This is a genomic window from Pseudomonas putida NBRC 14164, from assembly GCF_000412675.1.
Lineage (GTDB): Bacteria > Pseudomonadota > Gammaproteobacteria > Pseudomonadales > Pseudomonadaceae > Aquipseudomonas > Aquipseudomonas putida.
In genome coordinates this window covers 4,386,429-4,405,678 of the sequence record NC_021505.1, presented here as the reverse complement: position 1 = coordinate 4,405,678, position 19,250 = coordinate 4,386,429, and the positions used below count along the sequence as shown (strand labels likewise).

Here is a 19,250-nt window from a genome sequence, read left to right as displayed (position 1 = left end):
TGACGCTGGAACCGGCAGGGTGCGGGGGCTTGCAAAAACCTGATTTATGAGTCAGGTTTCGCCTGCCCCTTATCATCCATGCCGGAGTCATTCATGATTGTCGATCGTCAAGGCAGGCGCTTTCGCAACCTGCGTGTCAGCCTGACGGCTGCTTGCAATTATGCCTGCACCTACTGCGTGCCCGACGGCAAACGCCTGGTGGCGGCGCAAGACGAACTCTCGGCAGATGCCCTGGCCCGCGGCGTGGCTTACCTGATCGAAGCGGCTGGTATCGAGCGCCTGCGCATCACAGGGGGTGAGCCGCTGGTGAGCCCGCGCCTGGATGCCTTTCTGGCCGCAGTGGCCAAGCTCGACCTCGACGATATCTCGCTGACCACCAATGGCCAGCTGTTGGCGCGCAAACTGCCCCAGCTGCAAGCGGCGGGTATCCGACGCCTGAATGTTTCCCTCGACACTCTCGACCCCCAGGCCTTCCGCCGCATTGCCCGGGGCGGCGACCTGGCCAGTGTGCTGGCGGGTATGGAGCAGGCCACTGCGCTGGGCATGCGAATCAAGGTGAACATGGTGCCAATGCGCGGGCACAACCTCGACCAGGTATTGCCGCTGCTGGATTACTGCCTGGAGCGCGGCTTCGAGTTGCGCTTCATAGAACTCATGCGCATGGGCCACCTGGCCCGTGAGCACAATGCCTTTGTGCAGCAGTTCGTCGGGCTCGACCAGTTGCTGGCGCTGATCGGCGGCAAGTATGCCTATGTCCAGGTCGATGCGCCGCTGGACGCTACAGCCCTGCGCTATGAAATCCCGGGCATTGGCCACTTCGGCATCATCGCCAACGAGAGCGTGCCGTTTTGCCGTACCTGCTCGCGCTTGCGCCTGTCCTCCACGGGCTGGTTGCATGGCTGCCTGTCTTCGAGCAATCGCCACTTCGTCGGTGACCTGCTGGAAAAGCCGCGTCATCAGGCCCTGCCGGCCCTGCAGCGCCTGTTGGTCAAGGCGCTGGCAGACAAGCAGGACCTGGCGTTTTCCGGTGATGTGATGGTGATGAAGGTGATTGGCGGCTGAAGCTGGCGCAAAAGCTGCATCCGCCGGCTATTCGCCGGTTTTTCGTCGCCGGCCACTGGAGGAAAGATGCGTAGCCTGGTCTTGCTGCTGGCGCTGATGGCGCTGGGCGGCTGCATGAATGTCAGCGATATGGGCGAAGGCGTCCGCTATCACATGAGCGATGCCGGTCTGCTGGACCACAGCGATACCCGGCGTACCCTGTCGATCCGCCTGCAGCCCGATTCGTTCATTTTCATCGGCCAGGGCGCATTCGTGCCGCCGGGCAAGGGGCCGGTGCCACGGCAGAACGCGGTGGCTGACGAGGCGTTCAAGAGCTTTGTCGAGTATTTCCCGTTGGTGCGCCGCGCCCAAGGCCCATTGGGCCTGGAAGACGCCATTGCCCAGGCACGCTCGGTGGGTGCCGACTACGTCCTGTACACCCGCTTCGCCCGTACCGACGACCGCATCGGCAATGGCGATGAGTGGTATGACGAACAGGCCGTCGACCGGCTGGGGTGGGACACTGGCGTGGTGCAGATGATGTTGATCGAAACCAATACCCGCTACCTGATCGACACCGCACGCATCAAGAGCCGTGGCGGTTTGTTGACGTTCCACGACAACACCCCGGAGGATTTGCTTGGTGCGCCGATGCGCGAGTACGCTCGTAGCCTTCTGGGTATGAGCGAATGAGGCAGGCGTGATGAGTGACTCCGGCAAGGCCAATGATCTTCTGGCACAGATCCCCAAGGCCAAGGGCCTGCCGCCGGTGCATCTGTGGAACCCGGATTTTTGCGGTGACATCGACATGCGCATTGCCCGTGATGGCACCTGGTATTACCTGGGCACGCCGATCGGGCGCAAACCGATGGTGCGGTTGTTTTCCACGATCATTCGCCGCGATGGCGATGACTACTTCCTGATTACCCCGGTAGAAAAGGTTGGCATCCGCGTCGACGATGCCCCATTCGTGGCCGTGGCGCTGGAGGTGCTGGGGGAGGGGGAGCAGCAGGTGCTACGCTTCACCAGCAATGTCGAGGACCAGGTTGACGCCGGGCCGGATAATCCCCTGCGGGTAGTGATCGACCCGGTGACGCAGGAGCCATCGCCCTATGTGCTGATGCGCAGCAACCTTGAGGCGCTGATTCACCGCAATGTTTTCTATCAGTTGGTAGAGCTGGCGGTGGCGCGTGAAATCGACGGCGAAGAATGGCTGGGGGTCTGGAGCCAGGGCGTGTTCTACCCGATTGGGCGTAGCAGCTGAGCTCTTGGTTGCCTGTACCGGCCTCTTCGCGGGCATGCCCGCTCCCCAGGTACAGCACCTGTGGCGAATGAGCTTGTGGGAGCGGGCGTGCCCGCGAAGAGGGCGGCACAGGTAAGATCGGCCCCCTGCTTTTACCTCGAATTGGCCATTTGTCTTCAGCCAACGAAGGCCTAACCTGCTGGCATTAGCCATCCAGGAGAAGCCCGCCATGAAACCCTTGGCCATCGTCCTTTTTGCCCTGCTCGCCGCCCAAGCCCCCGCCTGGGCCCACGGCGACGTAGCCGACCAGGTCAAAGTCCTGCAGCAGCAACAACCCTCGAACGCCCCGGGCAAAACGGCTGTCATGCTTACGGTGAGCTACGCCCCTGGCGAGGCATCGCCCGCGCATCAGCACCCCGGCGCAGTGATGGCCTACGTTCTGGAGGGGGCAGTGGTGTCGAAGCTCAACAACGATCCGGAAAAGACCTACAAGGCCGGTGAGTACTGGTACGAGGCGCCAGGCACCGTGCACAGCGTGTCACGCAATGCCAGCAAGACCCAGCCCGCCAAGCTGCTGGTCTGGAGCCTGGTGGACGAGGGCAAGCCAGTGACCGAGCCGCTGGGTCAGTAAATCCGATGCAATGCAAAAAGCCCCCGGTTGCTTGCGCACCCGGGGGCTTTTCAATGTTTGGCTCCGCGACCTGGACTCGAACCAGGGACCCAATGATTAACAGTCATTTGCTCTACCGACTGAGCTATCGCGGAATCTGCGCCATATGTTACTGATTGCCCGGGAGATGTCAAGCCTCTCCCAGGCAAATCAATAAGTTACAGCACTTCGACGATGGCCTTGGTCACCACGTGGATGTTGCTCTGGTTCAGCGCGGCAACCGCGATGCGGCCGGTGTCCAGCGCGTAGATGCCAAAATCGTTCTTCAGGCGCGCCACTTGTTCAACGGTAAGGCCCGAGTAGGAGAACATGCCCGCCTGGCGGCCAACGAAGCTGAAGTCGCGCTTGGCACCATATTCAGCCAGCAGGCTGACCATTTGCTGGCGCATGCCGTGGATGCGCTGGCGCATCTCGCCCAGCTCGGCTTCCCACATCTGGCGCAGTTCGTCGCTGTTCAGCACGGTAGCGACGATGGTCGCGCCGTGGGTCGGCGGGTTGGAGTAGGTGGTGCGGATTACGCGCTTGACCTGCGACAGCACGCGAGTGCTTTCGTCTTTGTTGCCGGTGACGATCGACAGTGCGCCAACGCGCTCGCCGTACAGCGAGAACGACTTGGAGAACGAGCTGGAAACGAAGAACTCCAGGCCCGACTCGGCGAACAGGCGCACGGCGAAGGCGTCTTCGGCGATACCGTCACCAAAGCCCTGGTAGGCCATGTCGAGGAACGGCACATGGCCCTTGGCCTTGACCACTTCCAGGACGTTTTTCCAGTCGTCCAGGCCCAGGTCGACGCCAGTCGGGTTGTGGCAGCAGGCATGCAGCACGACGATCGAGCCGGACGGCAGGTTGTTCAGGTCTTCGAGCATGCCGGCACGGTTGACGTCGTTGCTAGGCGCGTCGTAGTAGCGGTAGTTCTGTACCGGGAAACCGGCGGTTTCGAACAGTGCGCGGTGGTTTTCCCAGCTCGGGTCACTGATGGCAACCACGGCATTGGGCGACAGGCGCTTGAGGAAGTCGGCGCCGATCTTCAGCGCGCCGGTGCCGCCAACGGCCTGCACGGTGACCACGCGGCCAGCGGCCAGCAGTGGCGACTCGGCGCCGAAGATCAGTTTTTGCACGGCCTGGTCGTAAGTGGCGATGCCGTCGATCGGCAGGTAGCCGCGCGAGGCGTGCTGGGCGGCACGCTGGGTTTCGGCTTCGATCACGGCGCGCAGCAGCGGAATGCGGCCTTCCTCATTGCAGTACACGCCAACGCCCAGGTTGACCTTGTCGGTACGTGGGTCGGCGTTGAATGCTTCGTTGAGGCCCAGGATAGGGTCGCGGGGTGCCAGCTCGACAGCGGAAAACAGGCTCATTGTTACCTTGGCTCTGATTGGAGAGTGATAGGACGTACACGCTCCAGCCGAATGCACTGAAGCGGTGCACAAACGGGGAGTCAGTATAGTGATACCGCCCGGTCACTGCGACACTCTGGCACAGCTTTTCCGGCTATTTGCGCAAATATTTTTCGACCATTGGTCTAATTGCCGTGTCCACTGTAACAAGCGCTCACAGCCCGGCCTTGAAAGCGCCCCCGGATAGCCGCATTTGGGTATAGACTACTGGCTAAATTTACAGTTGCTGCAACACCGCGAGGTCAAACATGTCCGAGTTCCAGCTCGTCACCCGTTTTCAGCCGGCCGGCGACCAGCCCGAGGCCATCCGCCAGATGGTCGAAGGCATCGAGGCGGGGCTGTCGCACCAGACGCTGCTCGGCGTGACCGGTTCGGGCAAGACCTTCAGCATCGCCAACGTCATCGCCCAGGTGCAGCGTCCGACGCTGGTGCTGGCGCCGAACAAGACCCTGGCCGCGCAGTTGTACGGCGAGTTCAAGGCCTTCTTCCCCAACAACGCGGTTGAGTATTTCGTTTCCTACTACGACTACTACCAGCCCGAGGCCTACGTGCCGTCGTCGGACACCTTCATCGAGAAGGACGCCTCGATCAACGACCACATCGAGCAGATGCGCCTGTCGGCGACCAAGGCGCTGCTGGAGCGGCGCGATGCAATCATCGTCACCACCGTGTCGTGCATCTATGGCCTGGGCAGCCCCGAGTCCTACCTGAAAATGGTCCTGCATGTGGACCGCGGCGACAAGCTCGACCAGCGCGCACTGCTGCGCCGGCTGGCCGACCTGCAGTACACCCGCAACGAAATGGACTTTGCCCGTGCCACCTTCCGCGTGCGCGGTGATGTGATCGACATCTTCCCGGCCGAGTCGGACCTTGAAGCCATCCGCATCGAACTGTTCGATGACGAGGTGGAGAACATCGCCGCCTTCGACCCGCTCACCGGCGAGGTTTTCCGCAAGTTGCCACGTTTCACCTTCTACCCCAAGAGCCACTACGTTACCCCGCGGGAAACCCTGCTGGAGGCCGTGGAGGGCATCAAGGAAGAGTTGAAGGAGCGCCTGGAGTACCTGCACAAGGCCAACAAGCTGGTAGAAGCACAGCGCCTGGAGCAGCGCACCCGTTTCGATCTGGAAATGATCATGGAGCTGGGTTACTGCAACGGCATCGAGAACTACTCGCGCTACCTGTCCGGGCGCCCGGCCGGTGCGCCACCACCCACCCTGTACGACTACCTGCCAGCCGATGCACTGCTGGTGATCGACGAATCCCACGTGAGCGTTCCGCAGGTCGGTGCCATGTACAAGGGCGACCGTTCACGCAAGGAAACACTGGTCGAATACGGCTTCCGCATGCCCTCGGCACTGGACAACCGTCCGATGCGTTTCGACGAATGGGAGGATGTCAGCCCGCAGACCATCTTCGTGTCCGCTACCCCGGGCCCCTACGAGGCCGAGCATTCCGGGCGCGTGGTGGAGCAGGTGGTGCGTCCGACCGGCCTGGTAGACCCGCAGGTCGAGATACGCCCGGCGCTGACCCAGGTGGACGACTTGCTGTCGGAAATCCGCAAGCGCGTGGCGCTGGGCGAGCGGGTGCTGGCCACTACGCTGACCAAGCGCATGGCCGAGGACCTTTCTGATTACCTGGCCGACCACGATGTGCGGGTGCGCTACCTGCACTCGGACATCGACACGGTGGAGCGGGTAGAGATCATCCGCGACCTGCGCCTGGGCACCTTCGACGTGCTGGTGGGCATCAACCTGCTGCGCGAAGGCCTGGACATGCCGGAGGTTTCGCTGGTGGCGATCCTCGATGCCGACAAGGAAGGCTTCCTGCGGTCGGAGCGCTCGCTGATCCAGACCATCGGACGCGCTGCGCGTAACCTCAATGGCCGGGCCATCCTGTACGCCGACAACATCACCGGCTCGATGCAGCGGGCAATTGACGAAACCGAGCGACGCCGTGAAAAGCAGGTCGCCTTCAACGAAGCCAACGGTATCGTGCCCAAGGGCGTGGTCAAGGACATCACCGACATCATGGAAGGCGCCACCGTGCCTGGCGCGCGCAGCAAAAAGCGCAAGGGCATGGCCAAGGCGGCAGAAGAGAGCGCCCGTTACGAGGCCGAGCTGCGTACGCCGGGCGAGATCACCAAGCGTATCAAGCAGCTTGAAGAGAAGATGATGCAGTTCGCCCGCGACCTGGAGTTCGAAGCTGCGGCGCAGCTGCGCGACGAGATTACCCAGCTGCGCGAGCGGTTGATTACCAGCTGATCCCTTTGGGTGGCTGAACTGGCCCTATCGCCGGCAAGCCAGCTCCCACAGGTGTGCCGCTGCATTCAAAATTTGCCCGGTACCTGTGGCAGCTGGCATGCCGGCGATAGGCCCAGCACAAGCTAGTGAGCTTCCCCAGCCTTCAACCCTTCCGGCAGCTTGCGGGTGAGCAACACTGCCACCATGCTCACTGCCAACCCGATCCCGACAAAGTGGAACGCGTCGTTGTACGCCATGATCATGGCCTGCTGGTGGGTGATCTCGCTCAACTTGCCCAGCGCCGCATTGTCATTGCCCAGCCGCTCGGCCAGTTGCGCCAGCCGTTCCGCCACCTGCGGGTTGCTCGGCACTACCGCTTCGCGCAGGTAGTCGAAATACACCTTGGTCCGCGCATCCAGCAGCGTGGCCAGCAAGGCGATGCCAATCGCACCGCCCAGGTTACGCAGGATATTGAACAGGCTCGATGCCGACCCCGCGTCCTGCGGCTGGATGTAAGCCGTGGCGATCAGCGAAATGGTCACCATGATCATCGGCTGGCCAAGGGCGCGGATGATCTGGATATGGTTGAACTGCGGCCCGGCAAAGTCCGGGTTGAGCACCCCCGAGCCGAAACTCGCGGCGCCGAACAGGCAGAACCCCAGGGCGCACAGCAGCTTGGGCGACACCACTTTCATCAGCTGTGGCACCAGCGGGATCAGAAACAGCTGCGGCACCCCCATCCACATGATCACCTCGCCGATCTGCAAGGCGTTGTAGCCCTGCACCTGAGCCAGGTACAGCGGCAGCAGGTAGATCGACCCGTACAGGCCTACGCCCATGCCCAGGCTGGCGATGCTCGACAGGCCGAAATTGCGGTTACCGAGGATGCGCAGGTTGATCAGCGGGTGTGGCTTGGAGAACTGCAGGATGACGAAGGTGATCAGGCTGACCAAGGCGACGCTGCCCAGGCCGACGATCAGGTGCGACTCCAGCCAGTCCTTGCGGTGCCCCTCTTCAAGAAACACCTGCAGGCAGCCCAAACCCAGGCCCAGGGTGACGATGCCTGCGTAATCGGTGCTTTTCAGCAGTTCCCAGTGCGCGTCTTTCTTCTCCAGCCCGTACAGCAGGCCGGCAATCATCACCAGGCCCGGCGGGATGTTGATGTAGAAAATGTACTCCCAGCCCCAGTTCTCGGTCAGCCAGCCGCCCAGGGTGGGGCCGATGGAGGGGGCAAACGTGGCGGTCATGGCGAACATCGCCATGCCTTTGGCGCGGTGGTGTTCGGGCAGCTTGATCAGCGTGAGGGTAAACGCCAGTGGGATCAGCGCGCCGCCGGTAAAGCCTTGCAGGGCGCGGAACAGGATCATGCTCTCCAGGTTCCAGGCCATCGAGCACAGCAGTGACGACAACAGAAAGCCCCCGGAAACCCACACGGCCAGGCGTCGGGCAGACAGCAGTTGCACCAGCCAGGCGGTCAGCGGAATCATGATGATTTCCGCCACCAGGTACGAGGTGGAAATCCACGAGCCTTCTTCCAGGGTTGCCGACAGGGCACCCTGAATGTCCTTCAGTGACGAGTTGGTGATCTGGATGTCCAGCACCGCCATGAACGCGCCGAGCATCACACTCATCACCGCGATCCAGTCGCGCCGGGTAGGCTCGTCGCTGGGCCTGAGCAGTTGGTCACCGGCCATCGTGGCCTTCGCTCTCGCTGCGCAGGTCTATGGTGGCGGTCACCGACATGCCGGGGCGGATGCGCCCATGCAGCGGGTTGTCGGCGCTGAAGGTGAGCTTGACCGGGATGCGCTGCACCACCTTGGTGAAGTTGCCGGTGGCGTTATCGGGTGGCAGCAGGCTGAACTGCGCCCCCGAGGCCGCGAACACACTGTTTACCCGGCCTTCGATGGGGGTGTCCGGGTAGCTGTCGAACAGCAGCTCGGCGCGCTGGCCGGGCTGCATGTGGCCGATCTGGGTTTCCTTGAAGTTGGCCTGCACCCAGATGTCTTCGTCGGGCACGATCGACAGCAGGTAGGCGCCGGCCTGCACCACCTGGCCATTGCGCGCATTGCGCTGGCCGATGGTGCCGCTGATCGGCGCGCGGATTTCGCAACGGGTCAGGTTCAGCTCGGCCTGGGCCAGGTCGGCGCGTGCGTTGGCGATTTGTGCATCGAGGCGTTTGAGGTCGGCGTTCAGTGCATTCACCTGCTGGCGCTGGCTTTGCAGGTCGGCGCGGGCCTTGTCGACCTGAGAGCCGGCAACATGGCTGTCTGCCGACAGGGTTGTGACCCGTTCCTCGGATATGAAACCTGGCTTGCGCAGCTTTTCGGCACGGCTCAGGTCCACCCGAGAACGGTCGAACGTGGCCTGGTTGGCAGCCACCTGAGCCTGCCCGGCGGCGATCAGGCTACCTTGCTGGGTCAGGCGACTTTGTGCCTGTGCGTATTCCGCTTCACGGGTGGCCAGGGTGGCGCGGGCGCGGTCAACCGCCAGGTCAAAGTCTGCCGCTTCCAGGCGTACCAGCAGGTCACCTTTGTTGACGTGCTGGTTGTCCTCGACCGGCACCGCGTCGATACGTGCGCCCAGCTGGCTGGAGATACGGGTGATCTCGCCCTGTACATAGGCGTTGTCGGTGCTCTCGTAGAAGCGGCCCTTGAAGTACCAGTGGGCCAGGAAGGCGAGGGCGATGATGGCCACTAGGGTGAAGAAGATCGCCAGGCGGCGTTTGAGTTGGGCAGGCATGGGGACTATCGTTCCAGAAATGTAAGCAAATTTAACAGTGCCGCAGGGCCTGTCGACAAGTGACGTTCGCGCCATTGCTGGAGCCCGGTGCCTGCCTCCTGCTAACATCCCGCCTTTGTTTCATCTTCAGTTCGAGACCTTCCATGACCACCGTACGCACGCGTATCGCGCCATCGCCTACCGGCGACCCCCATGTCGGCACTGCCTACATCGCCCTGTTCAACTACTGCTTTGCCAAGCAGCACGGCGGTGAGTTCATCCTGCGCATCGAAGACACCGACCAGCTGCGCTCCACGCGCGAGTCGGAACAGCAGATCTTCGACGCCCTGCGCTGGCTCGGCATCGAATGGAACGAAGGCCCGGATGTTGGCGGCCCGCACGGCCCGTACCGGCAGAGCGAGCGTGGCGAGATCTACGCGAAGTATGCCAAGGAGCTGGTTGACGCCGGCCACGCCTTCTATTGCTTCTGCACCGCCGAAGAGCTGGAGCAGATGCGTGCCGAGCAACAGGCCCGCGGTGAAACCCCGCGCTACGACGGCCGCGCACTGCTGCTGAGCGCCGAGGAAGTGCAGCGCCGCCTGGACGCTGGCGAGCCACACGTGATCCGCATGAAGGTGCCGAGCGAAGGTATCTGCGTGGTGCCGGACATGCTGCGTGGCGATGTCGAAATCCCGTGGGACCGCATGGACATGCAGGTGCTGATGAAGAACGACGGCCTGCCGACGTACTTCCTGGCCAACGTGGTCGACGACCACCTGATGGGCATCACCCACGTCCTGCGTGGCGAAGAGTGGCTGCCGTCGGCGCCCAAGCTGATCAAGCTGTACGAATACTTCGGCTGGGAGCAGCCCAAGCTGTGCTACATGCCGCTGCTGCGTAACCCCGACAAGTCCAAGCTGTCCAAGCGCAAGAACCCGACCTCGGTGACCTTCTACGAGCGCATGGGCTTCATGCCTGAGGCGATGCTCAACTACCTGGGCCGCATGGGCTGGTCGATGCCGGACGAGCGCGAAAAGTTCTCGCTGGACGAGATGGTCGAGCACTTCGACCTGTCGCGTATTTCGCTGGGTGGCCCGATCTTCGACATCGAGAAGCTGTCCTGGCTCAACGGCCAGTGGCTGCGCGAACTGCCGGTCGAGGAATTCGCCACACGCCTGCAGAAGTGGGCATTCAACAGCGACTACATGATGAAGATTGCCCCGCACGTGCAGGGCCGGGTCGAGACCTTCAGCCAGGTTGCCCCGCTGGGCGGGTTCTTCTTTGAAGGTGCGCTGAAGCTGGATGCCAAGCTGTTCGAGAGCAAGAAACTGTCGGCCGACCAGGTGCGCCAGGTGATCCAGCTGATCCTGTGGAAGCTCGAAAGCCTGCGCCAGTGGGAAAAAGAGCGCATCACCGGCTGCATCCAGGCCGTGGTCGAGGCGCTGGAACTGAAGTTGCGTGATGCCATGCCGCTGATGTTCGCCGCCATTACTGGCCAGGCCAGCTCGGTGTCGGTGCTGGACGCCATGGAAATCCTCGGCCCCGACCTGACCCGCTACCGTCTGCGCCAGGCCCTGGACCTGCTGGGTGGTGTGTCGAAGAAAGAAAACAAAGAGTGGGAAAAGCTGCTGGCTTCCATCGCCTGATTCAGCATTACACCTAACCTGTGGGAGCGGGCGTGCCCGCGAATGCGGTGTTTGATCTACCATCGCATTCGCGGGCACGCCCGCTCCCACAGGCCCAGTTGAAGCCCGAAAAACCGGGGCAGGGCGGTAAGTGATTGTTATCTGTGAAAAAACTTTTGAATATTTTCAAAATTTCGTTTGACAGCCCTGCAATCCGATCTTAATATGCGCCCCGTCCACAGCGATGAACGAAAACGAAACGCCAGCCACCCAGCCAGCGATTCAGTTCAAAGCGACATTGTGGGGCTATAGCTCAGCTGGGAGAGCGCCTGCATGGCATGCAGGAGGTCAGCGGTTCGATCCCGCTTAGCTCCACCAAATTCCGCTTGTCAGCCACGGCTGGCAAGCAAGACCGGGTCCAGCAACCGGGTCTTGAAGGTAAGAAGGTTCGTCCCCTTCGTCTAGTGGCCTAGGACACCGCCCTTTCACGGCGGTAACAGGGGTTCGAGTCCCCTAGGGGACGCCAGTTTTACACAAGCGATGTTTCATTATGTCGCTGGGCCGCGAGGCTAGAAATCCGGGGCTATAGCTCAGCTGGGAGAGCGCCTGCATGGCATGCAGGAGGTCAGCGGTTCGATCCCGCTTAGCTCCACCAATTTTGCCGCGGTTCGCGTAAGCGGGCCGGCACGAAGGTTACGTCCCCTTCGTCTAGTGGCCTAGGACACCGCCCTTTCACGGCGGTAACAGGGGTTCGAGTCCCCTAGGGGACGCCACTTTTTCCTGCGTTTTGCAGGGCTTAAAAAGGCTCGTCGATTATTGATGAGCCTTTTGTTTCGGGGCTATAGCTCAGCTGGGAGAGCGCCTGCATGGCATGCAGGAGGTCAGCGGTTCGATCCCGCTTAGCTCCACCATTTCTGCCAGGGTTCACGCAAGTGAATCTTTGCGAAGGTTACGTCCCCTTCGTCTAGTGGCCTAGGACACCGCCCTTTCACGGCGGTAACAGGGGTTCGAGTCCCCTAGGGGACGCCATATTTACCCGCGTTTTGCGGGACTTTAAAGGCTCATTCGCTTATTGAATGAGCCTTTTGTTTTTTTCCCTTCCGAAAATTGTGCGGCTGACAAGCGGCGTGAAATTTCGCTTGCCAAAAAATATGATATAGATAATATTTCGATCATCATATTTTGAATGGCGAATGCCCGATGACCGACAAGAAGAGCAGAACCCGCGAGCGCATCCTGGAAGCGGCACGCAGCGCGCTGATCCAGCACGGCCCGGCCGAGCCCAGCGTCAGCCAGGTAATGGGCGCAGCAGGGCTGACCGTCGGCGGTTTCTATGCCCACTTCGACAGCAAGGACGAGCTGATGCTCGAAGCCTTCCGCCAGCTGTTGGGTGAGCGCCGCGCCTTGCTCGCCCAGATCGATCCCAACCTCGATGGGGCGGGCCGCCGGGCGCTCGCCAGTGCCTTCTACCTGTCGCGCAAACACCGGGATGCCGAGGTGCATGCTTGCCCGCTGCCCAACTCGCTGGGCGAGATGCAGCGCCTTCCGGAGGTTTTCCGCGAGGTATTGGCCGAGCACATCGAGCTGATGACTGCAGCCATGGTCGACCGCCCTGAAGATGCCGACAAGGCCCTGGCCGACCTGGCGCTCATGGTCGGTGGCCTTGCCCTGGCCCGGGCCTTGGGCACCAGCGAGCTGTCTGACCGTATTCTGCGCGCCGCCAAATCGGCGGTGCTTTAACCCTGGAGCATGGCGATGACTACCCTGAGCTGGATTCGTGGTGTCAATGGCACCCTGGGCCGCCTGGCCCCCGAGCATGTCGCGGGCAAGATGCGCCGTGCCTTCATGACCCCGCGCAATCTGCCGCCTCGGGATTGGGAGCTGCCCGTACTGGCCAACGCCGAGCGCATCACCCTGCGCTTCGGGTTGTCTGCCTTGCGCTGGGGGAAGGGGCCGACGGTGCTGCTGATGCATGGTTGGGAAGGGCGCCCGACCCAGTTTGCCGCCTTGATCGAAACCTTGGTCCAGGCCGGGCACACGGTGGTGTCGCTGGAGGGGCCGGGCCATGGCCGCTCGCCTGGTGAACAGGCCAATGTGGTGCTGTTCGCCCGGGCGCTGCTGGAGGCCGCCGCCGAGCTGCCACCGCTGCGGGCGGTGATTGGCCACTCCATGGGCGGTGCCAGTGTATTGCTGGCCTTGCAGATGGGGCTGCGCACAGAGGCAGCAGTCAGTATTGCTGCCCCGGCGCGGCTGCTGGGCGTGCTGCGCGGTTTTGCTCATCATCTGGGGATGCCGGCGCGTGCGCGGGCGGCGTTCATTCGCCAGGTAGAGCGAGATGTGGGCATGCAGATCGCGCGGCTGGATGTTACCGGTTACCAGCTGGAGCTTCCGGGGTTGGTGGTGCATGCCGCCGATGATGCCCTGGTGGCCGCCGATGAAGCCCAGGTTATTCACAAGGCCTGGTTCGACAGCCGCCTGATGCTGCTGGAGCAGGGCGGCCACCAGCGGGTGCTGTCCGATCCGCGGCTGGGTGAGGCCGTGCTCGAATTGCTGGCCCGGGCTGACGTGCGAGCGCGACAAACCGCCTGATGGTGTTGCCTGTGCTGGCCTCATCGCCGGCAAGCCAGCTCCCACAGGTATGGCGCAAACCTGGAATCCTGCGCCGTTTTTGTGGGAGCTGGCTTGCCGGCGATGAGGCCGGTAAATCTTGCGCAGGGGCTGGACATTGCCCTGCAGGTCGCTGCTAAATCGACTTTTTTGCCAAGGAAGCGAACATGAGCTGGGACCTGGCAACACCCTTCGTCATCGACCTGCGCGTCGGCAGCGAGGACATCGACGGCCTCGGCCACGCAAACAACGCGGTGTACGTCACCTGGCTGGAGCGGTGCGCCTGGCGTCACTCCCAACGGTTAGGCCTGGACCTGGCCGAGTATCGGCGCCTGGACCGGGCGATGGCTGTGGTGCGCCACGAAATCGACTACCTGGCCGCCGCCTATGAGGACGACGAACTGCAACTGGCCACCTGGATCATCGACTGGGATCAGCGCCTGCGCATGACCCGGCGCTTCCAGCTCAAGCGCCCGCGTGACGGCGTAACCCTGCTGCGCGCGCAAACCACCTTTGCCTGCATCGAGTTGTCCAGTGGCAAGCCCAAGCGCATGCCGGCGGAATTCGTCGAAGGTTACGGTCCGGCGCTGATCGGCGCCTGAATCGCCGGCAATTTTTGTTAGACTGCCGGCTTTTCCGCCGAGACCCCGACATGCAAATTGCCCTGGCCCCCATGGAGGGGCTGGTTGACAACATCCTGCGCGACGTATTGACCCGCGTGGGCGGTATCGACTGGTGCGTCACCGAGTTCATTCGCGTGTGCGACCGCCTGCTGCCGGCGTCCTCGTTCGACAAGCTGGCGCCCGAGTTGCGCCAGGGTGCACGCACGGCCGCCGGGGTGCCGATGCGCGTGCAGTTGCTGGGTTCGGACCCGGTATGCCTGGCGGAAAACGCGGCGCTGGCCTGTGAGCTGGGTGCGCCCGTGATCGACCTGAACTTCGGCTGCCCGGCCAAGACCGTGAACAAGTCACGGGGTGGTGCCGTGCTGCTCAAAGAGCCGGAGTTGCTGCACGCCATCGTGCGTGAGGTGCGCCGCGCGGTGCCGGCGCATATCCCGGTAACCTCGAAGATGCGCCTGGGCTTCGAGAGCCCGGACGGCGCGCTGGAGTGTGCCACTGCGTTGGCAGAGGGCGGCTCGGCGCACCTGGTGGTGCATGCGCGGACCAAGGTCGAAGGCTACAAGCCGCCGGCGCATTGGGAGTGGGTGGCGCGGGTGCAGGATGTGGTCAAGGTACCGGTGTTCGCCAATGGCGAGATCTGGACCGTCGATGACTGGCGCCGCTGCCGCGAGGTGAGTGGGGCCGAAGACATCATGCTGGGTCGAGGGCTGGTATCGCGCCCTGACCTGGGCCTGCAGATTGCCGCCGCGCGTGACGGGCGCGACTATCAGCCGATGAGCTGGGATGACCTGCTGCCGTTGTTGCGCGAGTTCTGGCGTCAGGCCCAGGCCAAACTGTCACCGCGCTATGCGCCGGGGCGGATGAAGCAGTGGTTGGCGATGCTGACCCGCAGTTACCCCGAGGCGGTGGTGCTGTTTGCCGAGTTGCGCAGGGAAGATGACTGCGCGCGGATCAGCCGGTTGCTGGGGGTTGAGGTGCAGGCTTTGGAGGCCTGTGTTGCCTGAGCTGGCCTCTTCGCGGGCGCGCCCGCTCCCACAGGTAGTCCACTGGTCCTGAGGCCTGTGGCGATCCTGTGGGAGCGGGCATGCCCGCAAAAAGGGCTACACCCATTTCAATTTTTTTACTCATTGCCCCTTGAAAGCTTTTCCCTCGGCCATATCTTTTGAGTACGCGATGCCGAAGCCGGGTCGCGTAATGACTTACTTGCTGAATCTCAGGAGTTTATGACCATGACTACCGCTTTCTCTCTTGCTCCACTGTTCCGCCATTCCGTTGGTTTCGACCGTTTCAACGACCTGTTCGAATCCGCGGCACGTAATGAGGCCGGTAGCAGCTACCCGCCCTACAACGTGGAAAAGCATGGCGAGGACCACTACCGCATTGTGGTTGCCGCAGCCGGTTTCCAGGAGCAGGACCTCGACCTGCAGGTCGAGAAAGGTGTCCTGACCGTAACCGGTGGCAAGCGCGACAATAGCGCCACTGAAGTGACCTACCTGCATCAGGGTATCGCGCAACGCGCCTTCAAGCTGTCGTTCCGCCTGGCCGACCATATCGAAGTGAAAGCCGCCGGCCTGGCCAACGGCCTGCTCAGCATCGACCTGCTGCGCATCGTGCCTGAAGAAGCCAAGGCCAAGCGCATCCCGATCAATGGCGAAAAACCAGCGCTGAACTGATCACGCTGCAATGAAGAAGGGCACCCTCGGGTGCCCTTTTTTTTGTGGTCGCCTGCATCTGCTTCAGTAGTCTGCCGGCGCCTCCTGCAACAGTTTGCGAAATTCCGGCAACGGCAACGGCCGGCTGTGCAGGTAACCCTGGTACAGGTGACAGCCCAGCTGTTCGAGAAACTCAAGTTGCTCGGTCAGCTCCACCCCCTCGGCAATCACTGCCAGGTCCAGGCTGCGGGCCATGGCGACAATGGCGCGGACGATTTCGGCGTCGTTGGGGTCGATCGGTGCATCGCGCACGAAGGTCTGGTCGATCTTCAGCGCATCGACCGGCAGGCGCTTGAGGTAAGTCAGCGACGAATAGCCAGTGCCAAAGTCGTCCATGGCGAAACTCACCCCGTAACGCTTCAGTTCGCGCATCTTGCTGATGGTGTCTTCCAGGTTCTGGATGACGATGCCTTCGGTGATCTCCAGCTTGAGCATGTGCCGAGGCAGCCGGTAATCGTCCAGGCTGCGCAGCACGCGCTCGACAAAGTTGTTCTGGCGGAACTGTCGCGGGCTGATGTTCACGCACAGGCTGAAATCATCCGCATCGATCAGGCCGTCGGTCAGCATGCGTGCACAAGCATCGCAGGCTTCATCCAGGATCCAGCTGCCAACTTCAAGGATCAGGCCGCTTTCCTCCAGCACTTGAATGAACTGTGCGGGCGGCTGCTGGCCCAGTTGCGGGTGGTGCCAGCGCAGCAGCACCTCGGCGCCGACGATACGGTTGTCGCGGGCATCCACCTGCGGCTGGAAGTGCAGCGCCAGTTCGCCACGGGCCAGGGCAAGGCGCAGGTCGTTTTCCATGCGCAGGCGCTCGCTGGCAGCTTTCTGCATGGTGGTGTGGAACAGCTGGGTGGTGTTGCGCCCGGAGTCCTTGGCCCGGTACAGGGCGATATCGGCACGCTTGAGCAGATCGGCCGGGGTGGTGCCGTGGTCGGGGATCAGCGCCACGCCGATGCTGGGCGTTACCTGCAGGCGCTGGCCATCCAGCGACATCGGTTCGGCCAGCAGTTCACGCAGGGTGTCGGCCAGTTCACGGACTTTTGCCTCCACCAGCTCACGGCTGCCCTCCAGGCCGCTGAGCAGTACCACGAACTCGTCGCCACCCAGGCGGGCCACGGTGTCCTCCAGGCGCACACTGGCTTCCAGGCGGGCGGTGATGATCTTCAGCACCGTGTCGCCCACCGGGTGGCCCAGTGAGTCGTTGATGTGCTTGAAGTGGTCGAGGTCGAGGAACAATAGGGCGCCGCGCAGGTTATGGCGCTTGAGCAGGGCGATCTGCTGGCTCAGGCGGTCCATCAGCAGGGCGCGGTTGGGCAGGTTGGTCAACGGGTCGTGATAGGCCAGGTGGCGGATCTGCGCCTGGGCGTTCTTCAGCTGGCTGACGTCGCGGGCAGTCAATAGCAGGCAGTCGACTTCGTTGAGGGTGATCGGCTCGACAGAGACTTCAACGGTGAGGATATCGCCGCGCTTGTTACGGCCGAGCATTTCCCGGTGATGCACCCGGCCGCGGTCGCGCAATTCGGCCAGCAACGCGCTGCGCTGCTTGTCGTCGGCCCAGATACCGATTTCGTACACCGTGTGGCCGACCACATCGGCGGCGCTGTAGCCAGTCAGGCGGCAGAAGCCGTCGTTGATTTCCAGGTACCGGCCGCTGTGGCGTTCGGTGATGGTGATGGCGTCGGGGCTGGAGTGGAAGGCCTTGGCAAACTTCTCTTCGCTGGATTTGAGCGCCGCCTCGGCGCGTTGCTGCTGGGTGATGTCGCGCAGGGTGGTAACGCTGCAGGGCTGGTCGTCAACGGTGATCAGGCGGCTGGAGATCACGCAGGTCAACGGCGCGCCGTTGCGGTGGTTGACCACCACGGCGACGTTGCTCAAGGCCTGTTCGCGGATCACCCGCTCGATACGTTGCGCACGCTCGATGGACTCGGCCCACAGGCCGATTTCCTCGGCGGTGCGGCCGATCACCTGGCCGCTGTCCCAGCCAAAGGTCTGGCTGAACGCCGGGTTGATCTCGATGAACTGGCCGGTGTCCTGGCGGGTCACGCAGATCGGGTCGGGGCTGACCTGGAACAGGCTGGCGAACTTCTCTTCCGAGGCGCTCAGGCGCTGCTCGCGCTCTACCTGGTCGGTGATGTCGAGCAGGGTGCCGGCCATGCGCAGCGGGTTGCCCTGCTCGTCGCGGTACAGCCGTGCGCGGCTTTCGATGTAACGCGAAATCCCGCTTTCCAGCTGCACCCGGTAGGTGATCTGGTAGTTGCCGGCGGGCCCTTCGCGCAGGCTGCGGTAGGCCTGGCGCATCGAGTTGCGTTCCTGCTCTGGCACCCCCTCGAAAAACGCATCGAACGATTCGTGAAAAGGGGTGGGCGGCAGGCCGTGCAGTTGCGCGGCGCGGGCCGAGCCGTAGAGCATGCCGCTGGGGATGTGCCAGTCCCAGGTGCCCAGCTGCGCCGAGTCCAGGGCCAGGTCCAGGCGCTCCTGGCTGTCCTTCAGCGCCTGCTCGGCGCGCTTGCGTTCGGTGGTGTCGACAAAGGTGCTGATCAGGAAGGTGACGCCCTCCAGTTCGATGCCCTGCGTGCAGAGGATGCCGTCATGCACCTTGCCGCTGGTGGCGCGGAACTGCACCTCCATGATCAGCGGGCCGCCGCTGGCGCGGGTCGACTCCATCACCTGGTGGCGCTGTTCGGGGTTGACCCACAGGCCCAGCTCCAGGCTGGTCTTGCCTATTACCTGGCTGCCGGGCCAGCCGAACATGTCTTCGAAGTGCTGGTTGACCTCGAAGATCATGCCGTCGTGGCGGCGGGTGAGAAGAATGGCGTTGGGGCTGAGGTGGAACAGGGTGGCGAAGCGCTTTTCCGAATTGATCAGCGCTGTTTCCCGTTCGCGCTGGCGGGTGATTTCGCGGATCACCCCGATCATTTGTGGCCGGCCATGCTGGTCGTGGGTCAGGCTGCCGTTGATCTCCAGCCAGTGCAGGCTACCGTCCGGCCAGCGAATACGGTGACGCATGGCCTGTTCCACCGGCTCGCCGTTGAACACCGCCTGGAATACCTGGCGCGTGCGCGCGCGGTCTTCCTCGGGCAGCAGGTCGAGGTAGTCGACATCGGCGGGCAACGGCCGCTGCGGGTCGAAGCCGAACAGGGCCTGGGTGCCCCGTGACCAGCTGACCCGGCCGCTTTCGATATCCCATAGCCAGGCCCCCAGGCGCGCACCGTTGAGGGCTGCCAGCAGTTGTGGGGCGTTCTGCCAGGCCTGTTCCGACTCTTGGGGATCGGCCGCTGGGATACGCGGCAGGCGCAAAAAGCGGTTTGCTGATTTGGGCATCGGTACCAGACCTTTGGCGTATGACGCGTCCTTGAATTGGAAGTACCGGGCTGACG

At 62.8% G+C, this 19,250-nt stretch carries 15 protein-coding genes and 7 tRNA genes; 17 read left to right on the top strand and 5 right to left on the bottom strand.

The features are described from left to right. The first annotated feature begins 93 nt into the window (after nucleotides 1-93). From PP4_RS19460 to PP4_RS19445, 4 genes are all read left to right on the top strand, one after another. Nucleotides 94-1,062, top strand: coding sequence for a GTP 3',8-cyclase MoaA (locus tag PP4_RS19460; protein ID WP_016485496.1), 969 nt, complete (start codon nucleotides 94-96; stop codon nucleotides 1,060-1,062). Nucleotides 1,063-1,128: 66 nt separating this feature from the next. Continuing rightward, nucleotides 1,129-1,734, top strand: a complete 606-nt coding sequence (locus PP4_RS19455; protein ID WP_016485497.1) for a DUF4823 domain-containing protein — start codon at nucleotides 1,129-1,131, stop codon at nucleotides 1,732-1,734. 10 nt (nucleotides 1,735-1,744) lie between these two features. After that, nucleotides 1,745-2,305 carry a DUF1285 domain-containing protein gene (locus PP4_RS19450; RefSeq protein ID WP_016500884.1) on the top strand — a complete coding sequence of 187 codons (561 nt, stop codon included), beginning with the start codon at nucleotides 1,745-1,747 and terminating at the stop codon, nucleotides 2,303-2,305. A 208-nt stretch (nucleotides 2,306-2,513) separates the two neighbouring features. Further along, the gene (locus PP4_RS19445; RefSeq protein ID WP_016500883.1) at nucleotides 2,514-2,915 is read left to right on the top strand and encodes a cupin domain-containing protein; all 402 of its coding nucleotides are present in this window, start codon (nucleotides 2,514-2,516) and stop codon (nucleotides 2,913-2,915) included. Nucleotides 2,916-2,973: 58 nt separating this feature from the next. Here PP4_RS19445 and PP4_RS19440 read toward each other — a convergent pair. Next, nucleotides 2,974-3,049 (bottom strand) — tRNA-Asn (locus tag PP4_RS19440). Between the two features lie 63 nt (nucleotides 3,050-3,112). Continuing rightward, nucleotides 3,113-4,309 (bottom strand): amino acid aminotransferase, encoded by a 1,197-nt coding sequence (locus tag PP4_RS19435; protein ID WP_016500882.1) that lies wholly within the window; start codon nucleotides 4,307-4,309, stop codon nucleotides 3,113-3,115. A gap of 287 nt (nucleotides 4,310-4,596) precedes the next feature. Here PP4_RS19435 and uvrB point away from each other — a divergent pair, with 287 nt between their 5' ends. After that, entirely contained in the window at nucleotides 4,597-6,612 is a 2,016-nt protein-coding gene (gene uvrB / locus PP4_RS19430; RefSeq protein WP_016500881.1) for an excinuclease ABC subunit UvrB, read from the top strand. A gap of 122 nt (nucleotides 6,613-6,734) precedes the next feature. Here the strand turns inward: uvrB and PP4_RS19425 are convergent, their stop codons facing one another. Continuing rightward, nucleotides 6,735-8,225, bottom strand: coding sequence for an MDR family MFS transporter (locus PP4_RS19425; RefSeq protein ID WP_172488784.1), 1,491 nt, complete (start codon nucleotides 8,223-8,225; stop codon nucleotides 6,735-6,737). A gap of 49 nt (nucleotides 8,226-8,274) precedes the next feature. Further along, the gene (locus PP4_RS19420) at nucleotides 8,275-9,330 is read right to left on the bottom strand and encodes an HlyD family secretion protein (protein WP_016500879.1); all 1,056 of its coding nucleotides are present in this window, start codon (nucleotides 9,328-9,330) and stop codon (nucleotides 8,275-8,277) included. A 143-nt stretch (nucleotides 9,331-9,473) separates the two neighbouring features. Between PP4_RS19420 and gltX the strand changes: the two genes are divergently transcribed. From gltX to PP4_RS19360, 12 genes are all read left to right on the top strand, one after another. Continuing rightward, on the top strand, nucleotides 9,474-10,955 hold the full coding sequence (gene gltX / locus PP4_RS19415; RefSeq protein WP_016500878.1) for a glutamate--tRNA ligase: 1,482 nt from the start codon (nucleotides 9,474-9,476) through the stop codon (nucleotides 10,953-10,955). Between the two features lie 281 nt (nucleotides 10,956-11,236). Further along, nucleotides 11,237-11,312 (top strand) — tRNA-Ala (locus PP4_RS19410). 72 nt (nucleotides 11,313-11,384) lie between these two features. Further along, nucleotides 11,385-11,460: transfer RNA gene (locus PP4_RS19405), tRNA-Glu, on the top strand. A 53-nt stretch (nucleotides 11,461-11,513) separates the two neighbouring features. Then, nucleotides 11,514-11,589, top strand: a tRNA-Ala gene (locus PP4_RS19400). Between the two features lie 42 nt (nucleotides 11,590-11,631). Next, nucleotides 11,632-11,707, top strand: a tRNA-Glu gene (locus PP4_RS19395). Nucleotides 11,708-11,769: 62 nt separating this feature from the next. Then, nucleotides 11,770-11,845 (top strand) — tRNA-Ala (locus tag PP4_RS19390). A gap of 42 nt (nucleotides 11,846-11,887) precedes the next feature. Beyond that, nucleotides 11,888-11,963: transfer RNA gene (locus tag PP4_RS19385), tRNA-Glu, on the top strand. Nucleotides 11,964-12,134: 171 nt separating this feature from the next. Then, complete coding sequence (locus PP4_RS19380) at nucleotides 12,135-12,674, top strand: TetR/AcrR family transcriptional regulator (protein WP_016500877.1); 540 nt, start codon at nucleotides 12,135-12,137, stop codon at nucleotides 12,672-12,674. 15 nt (nucleotides 12,675-12,689) lie between these two features. Next, entirely contained in the window at nucleotides 12,690-13,523 is an 834-nt protein-coding gene (locus PP4_RS19375) for an alpha/beta fold hydrolase (RefSeq protein ID WP_016500876.1), read from the top strand. Nucleotides 13,524-13,708: 185 nt separating this feature from the next. Next, complete coding sequence (locus PP4_RS19370; protein WP_016500875.1) at nucleotides 13,709-14,143, top strand: acyl-CoA thioesterase; 435 nt, start codon at nucleotides 13,709-13,711, stop codon at nucleotides 14,141-14,143. Nucleotides 14,144-14,193: 50 nt separating this feature from the next. Next, nucleotides 14,194-15,165: a tRNA dihydrouridine synthase gene (locus tag PP4_RS19365; protein ID WP_016500874.1), complete on the top strand. Its 972-nt coding sequence runs from the start codon at nucleotides 14,194-14,196 to the stop codon at nucleotides 15,163-15,165. Nucleotides 15,166-15,390: 225 nt separating this feature from the next. After that, a complete protein-coding gene (locus PP4_RS19360; protein WP_041168109.1) occupies nucleotides 15,391-15,834 on the top strand; it encodes an Hsp20 family protein in 444 nt (147 codons plus the stop codon). Between the two features lie 63 nt (nucleotides 15,835-15,897). Here the strand turns inward: PP4_RS19360 and PP4_RS19355 are convergent, their stop codons facing one another. Further along, nucleotides 15,898-19,194: a PAS domain S-box protein gene (locus PP4_RS19355; RefSeq protein WP_016500872.1), complete on the bottom strand. Its 3,297-nt coding sequence runs from the start codon at nucleotides 19,192-19,194 to the stop codon at nucleotides 15,898-15,900. Between the last annotated feature and the right edge of the window lie 56 nt (nucleotides 19,195-19,250).

What these genes read in the sequence shown, in the direction of transcription:
- PP4_RS19460 (WP_016485496.1), top strand. Translation starts at nt 94, where the DNA reads ATGATTGTCGATCGTCAAGGCAGGCGCTTTCGCAACCTGCGTGTCAGC.
- PP4_RS19455 (WP_016485497.1), top strand. Translation starts at nt 1,129, where the DNA reads ATGCGTAGCCTGGTCTTGCTGCTGGCGCTGATGGCGCTGGGCGGCTGC.
- PP4_RS19450 (WP_016500884.1), top strand. Translation starts at nt 1,745, where the DNA reads ATGAGTGACTCCGGCAAGGCCAATGATCTTCTGGCACAGATCCCCAAG.
- PP4_RS19445 (WP_016500883.1), top strand. Translation starts at nt 2,514, where the DNA reads ATGAAACCCTTGGCCATCGTCCTTTTTGCCCTGCTCGCCGCCCAAGCC.
- PP4_RS19435 (WP_016500882.1), bottom strand. Translation starts at nt 4,309, where the DNA reads ATGAGCCTGTTTTCCGCTGTCGAGCTGGCACCCCGCGACCCTATCCTG.
- uvrB (WP_016500881.1), top strand. Translation starts at nt 4,597, where the DNA reads ATGTCCGAGTTCCAGCTCGTCACCCGTTTTCAGCCGGCCGGCGACCAG.
- PP4_RS19420 (WP_016500879.1), bottom strand. Translation starts at nt 9,330, where the DNA reads ATGCCTGCCCAACTCAAACGCCGCCTGGCGATCTTCTTCACCCTAGTG.
- gltX (WP_016500878.1), top strand. Translation starts at nt 9,474, where the DNA reads ATGACCACCGTACGCACGCGTATCGCGCCATCGCCTACCGGCGACCCC.
- PP4_RS19380 (WP_016500877.1), top strand. Translation starts at nt 12,135, where the DNA reads ATGACCGACAAGAAGAGCAGAACCCGCGAGCGCATCCTGGAAGCGGCA.
- PP4_RS19375 (WP_016500876.1), top strand. Translation starts at nt 12,690, where the DNA reads ATGACTACCCTGAGCTGGATTCGTGGTGTCAATGGCACCCTGGGCCGC.
- PP4_RS19370 (WP_016500875.1), top strand. Translation starts at nt 13,709, where the DNA reads ATGAGCTGGGACCTGGCAACACCCTTCGTCATCGACCTGCGCGTCGGC.
- PP4_RS19365 (WP_016500874.1), top strand. Translation starts at nt 14,194, where the DNA reads ATGCAAATTGCCCTGGCCCCCATGGAGGGGCTGGTTGACAACATCCTG.
- PP4_RS19360 (WP_041168109.1), top strand. Translation starts at nt 15,391, where the DNA reads ATGACTACCGCTTTCTCTCTTGCTCCACTGTTCCGCCATTCCGTTGGT.
- PP4_RS19355 (WP_016500872.1), bottom strand. Translation starts at nt 19,194, where the DNA reads ATGCCCAAATCAGCAAACCGCTTTTTGCGCCTGCCGCGTATCCCAGCG.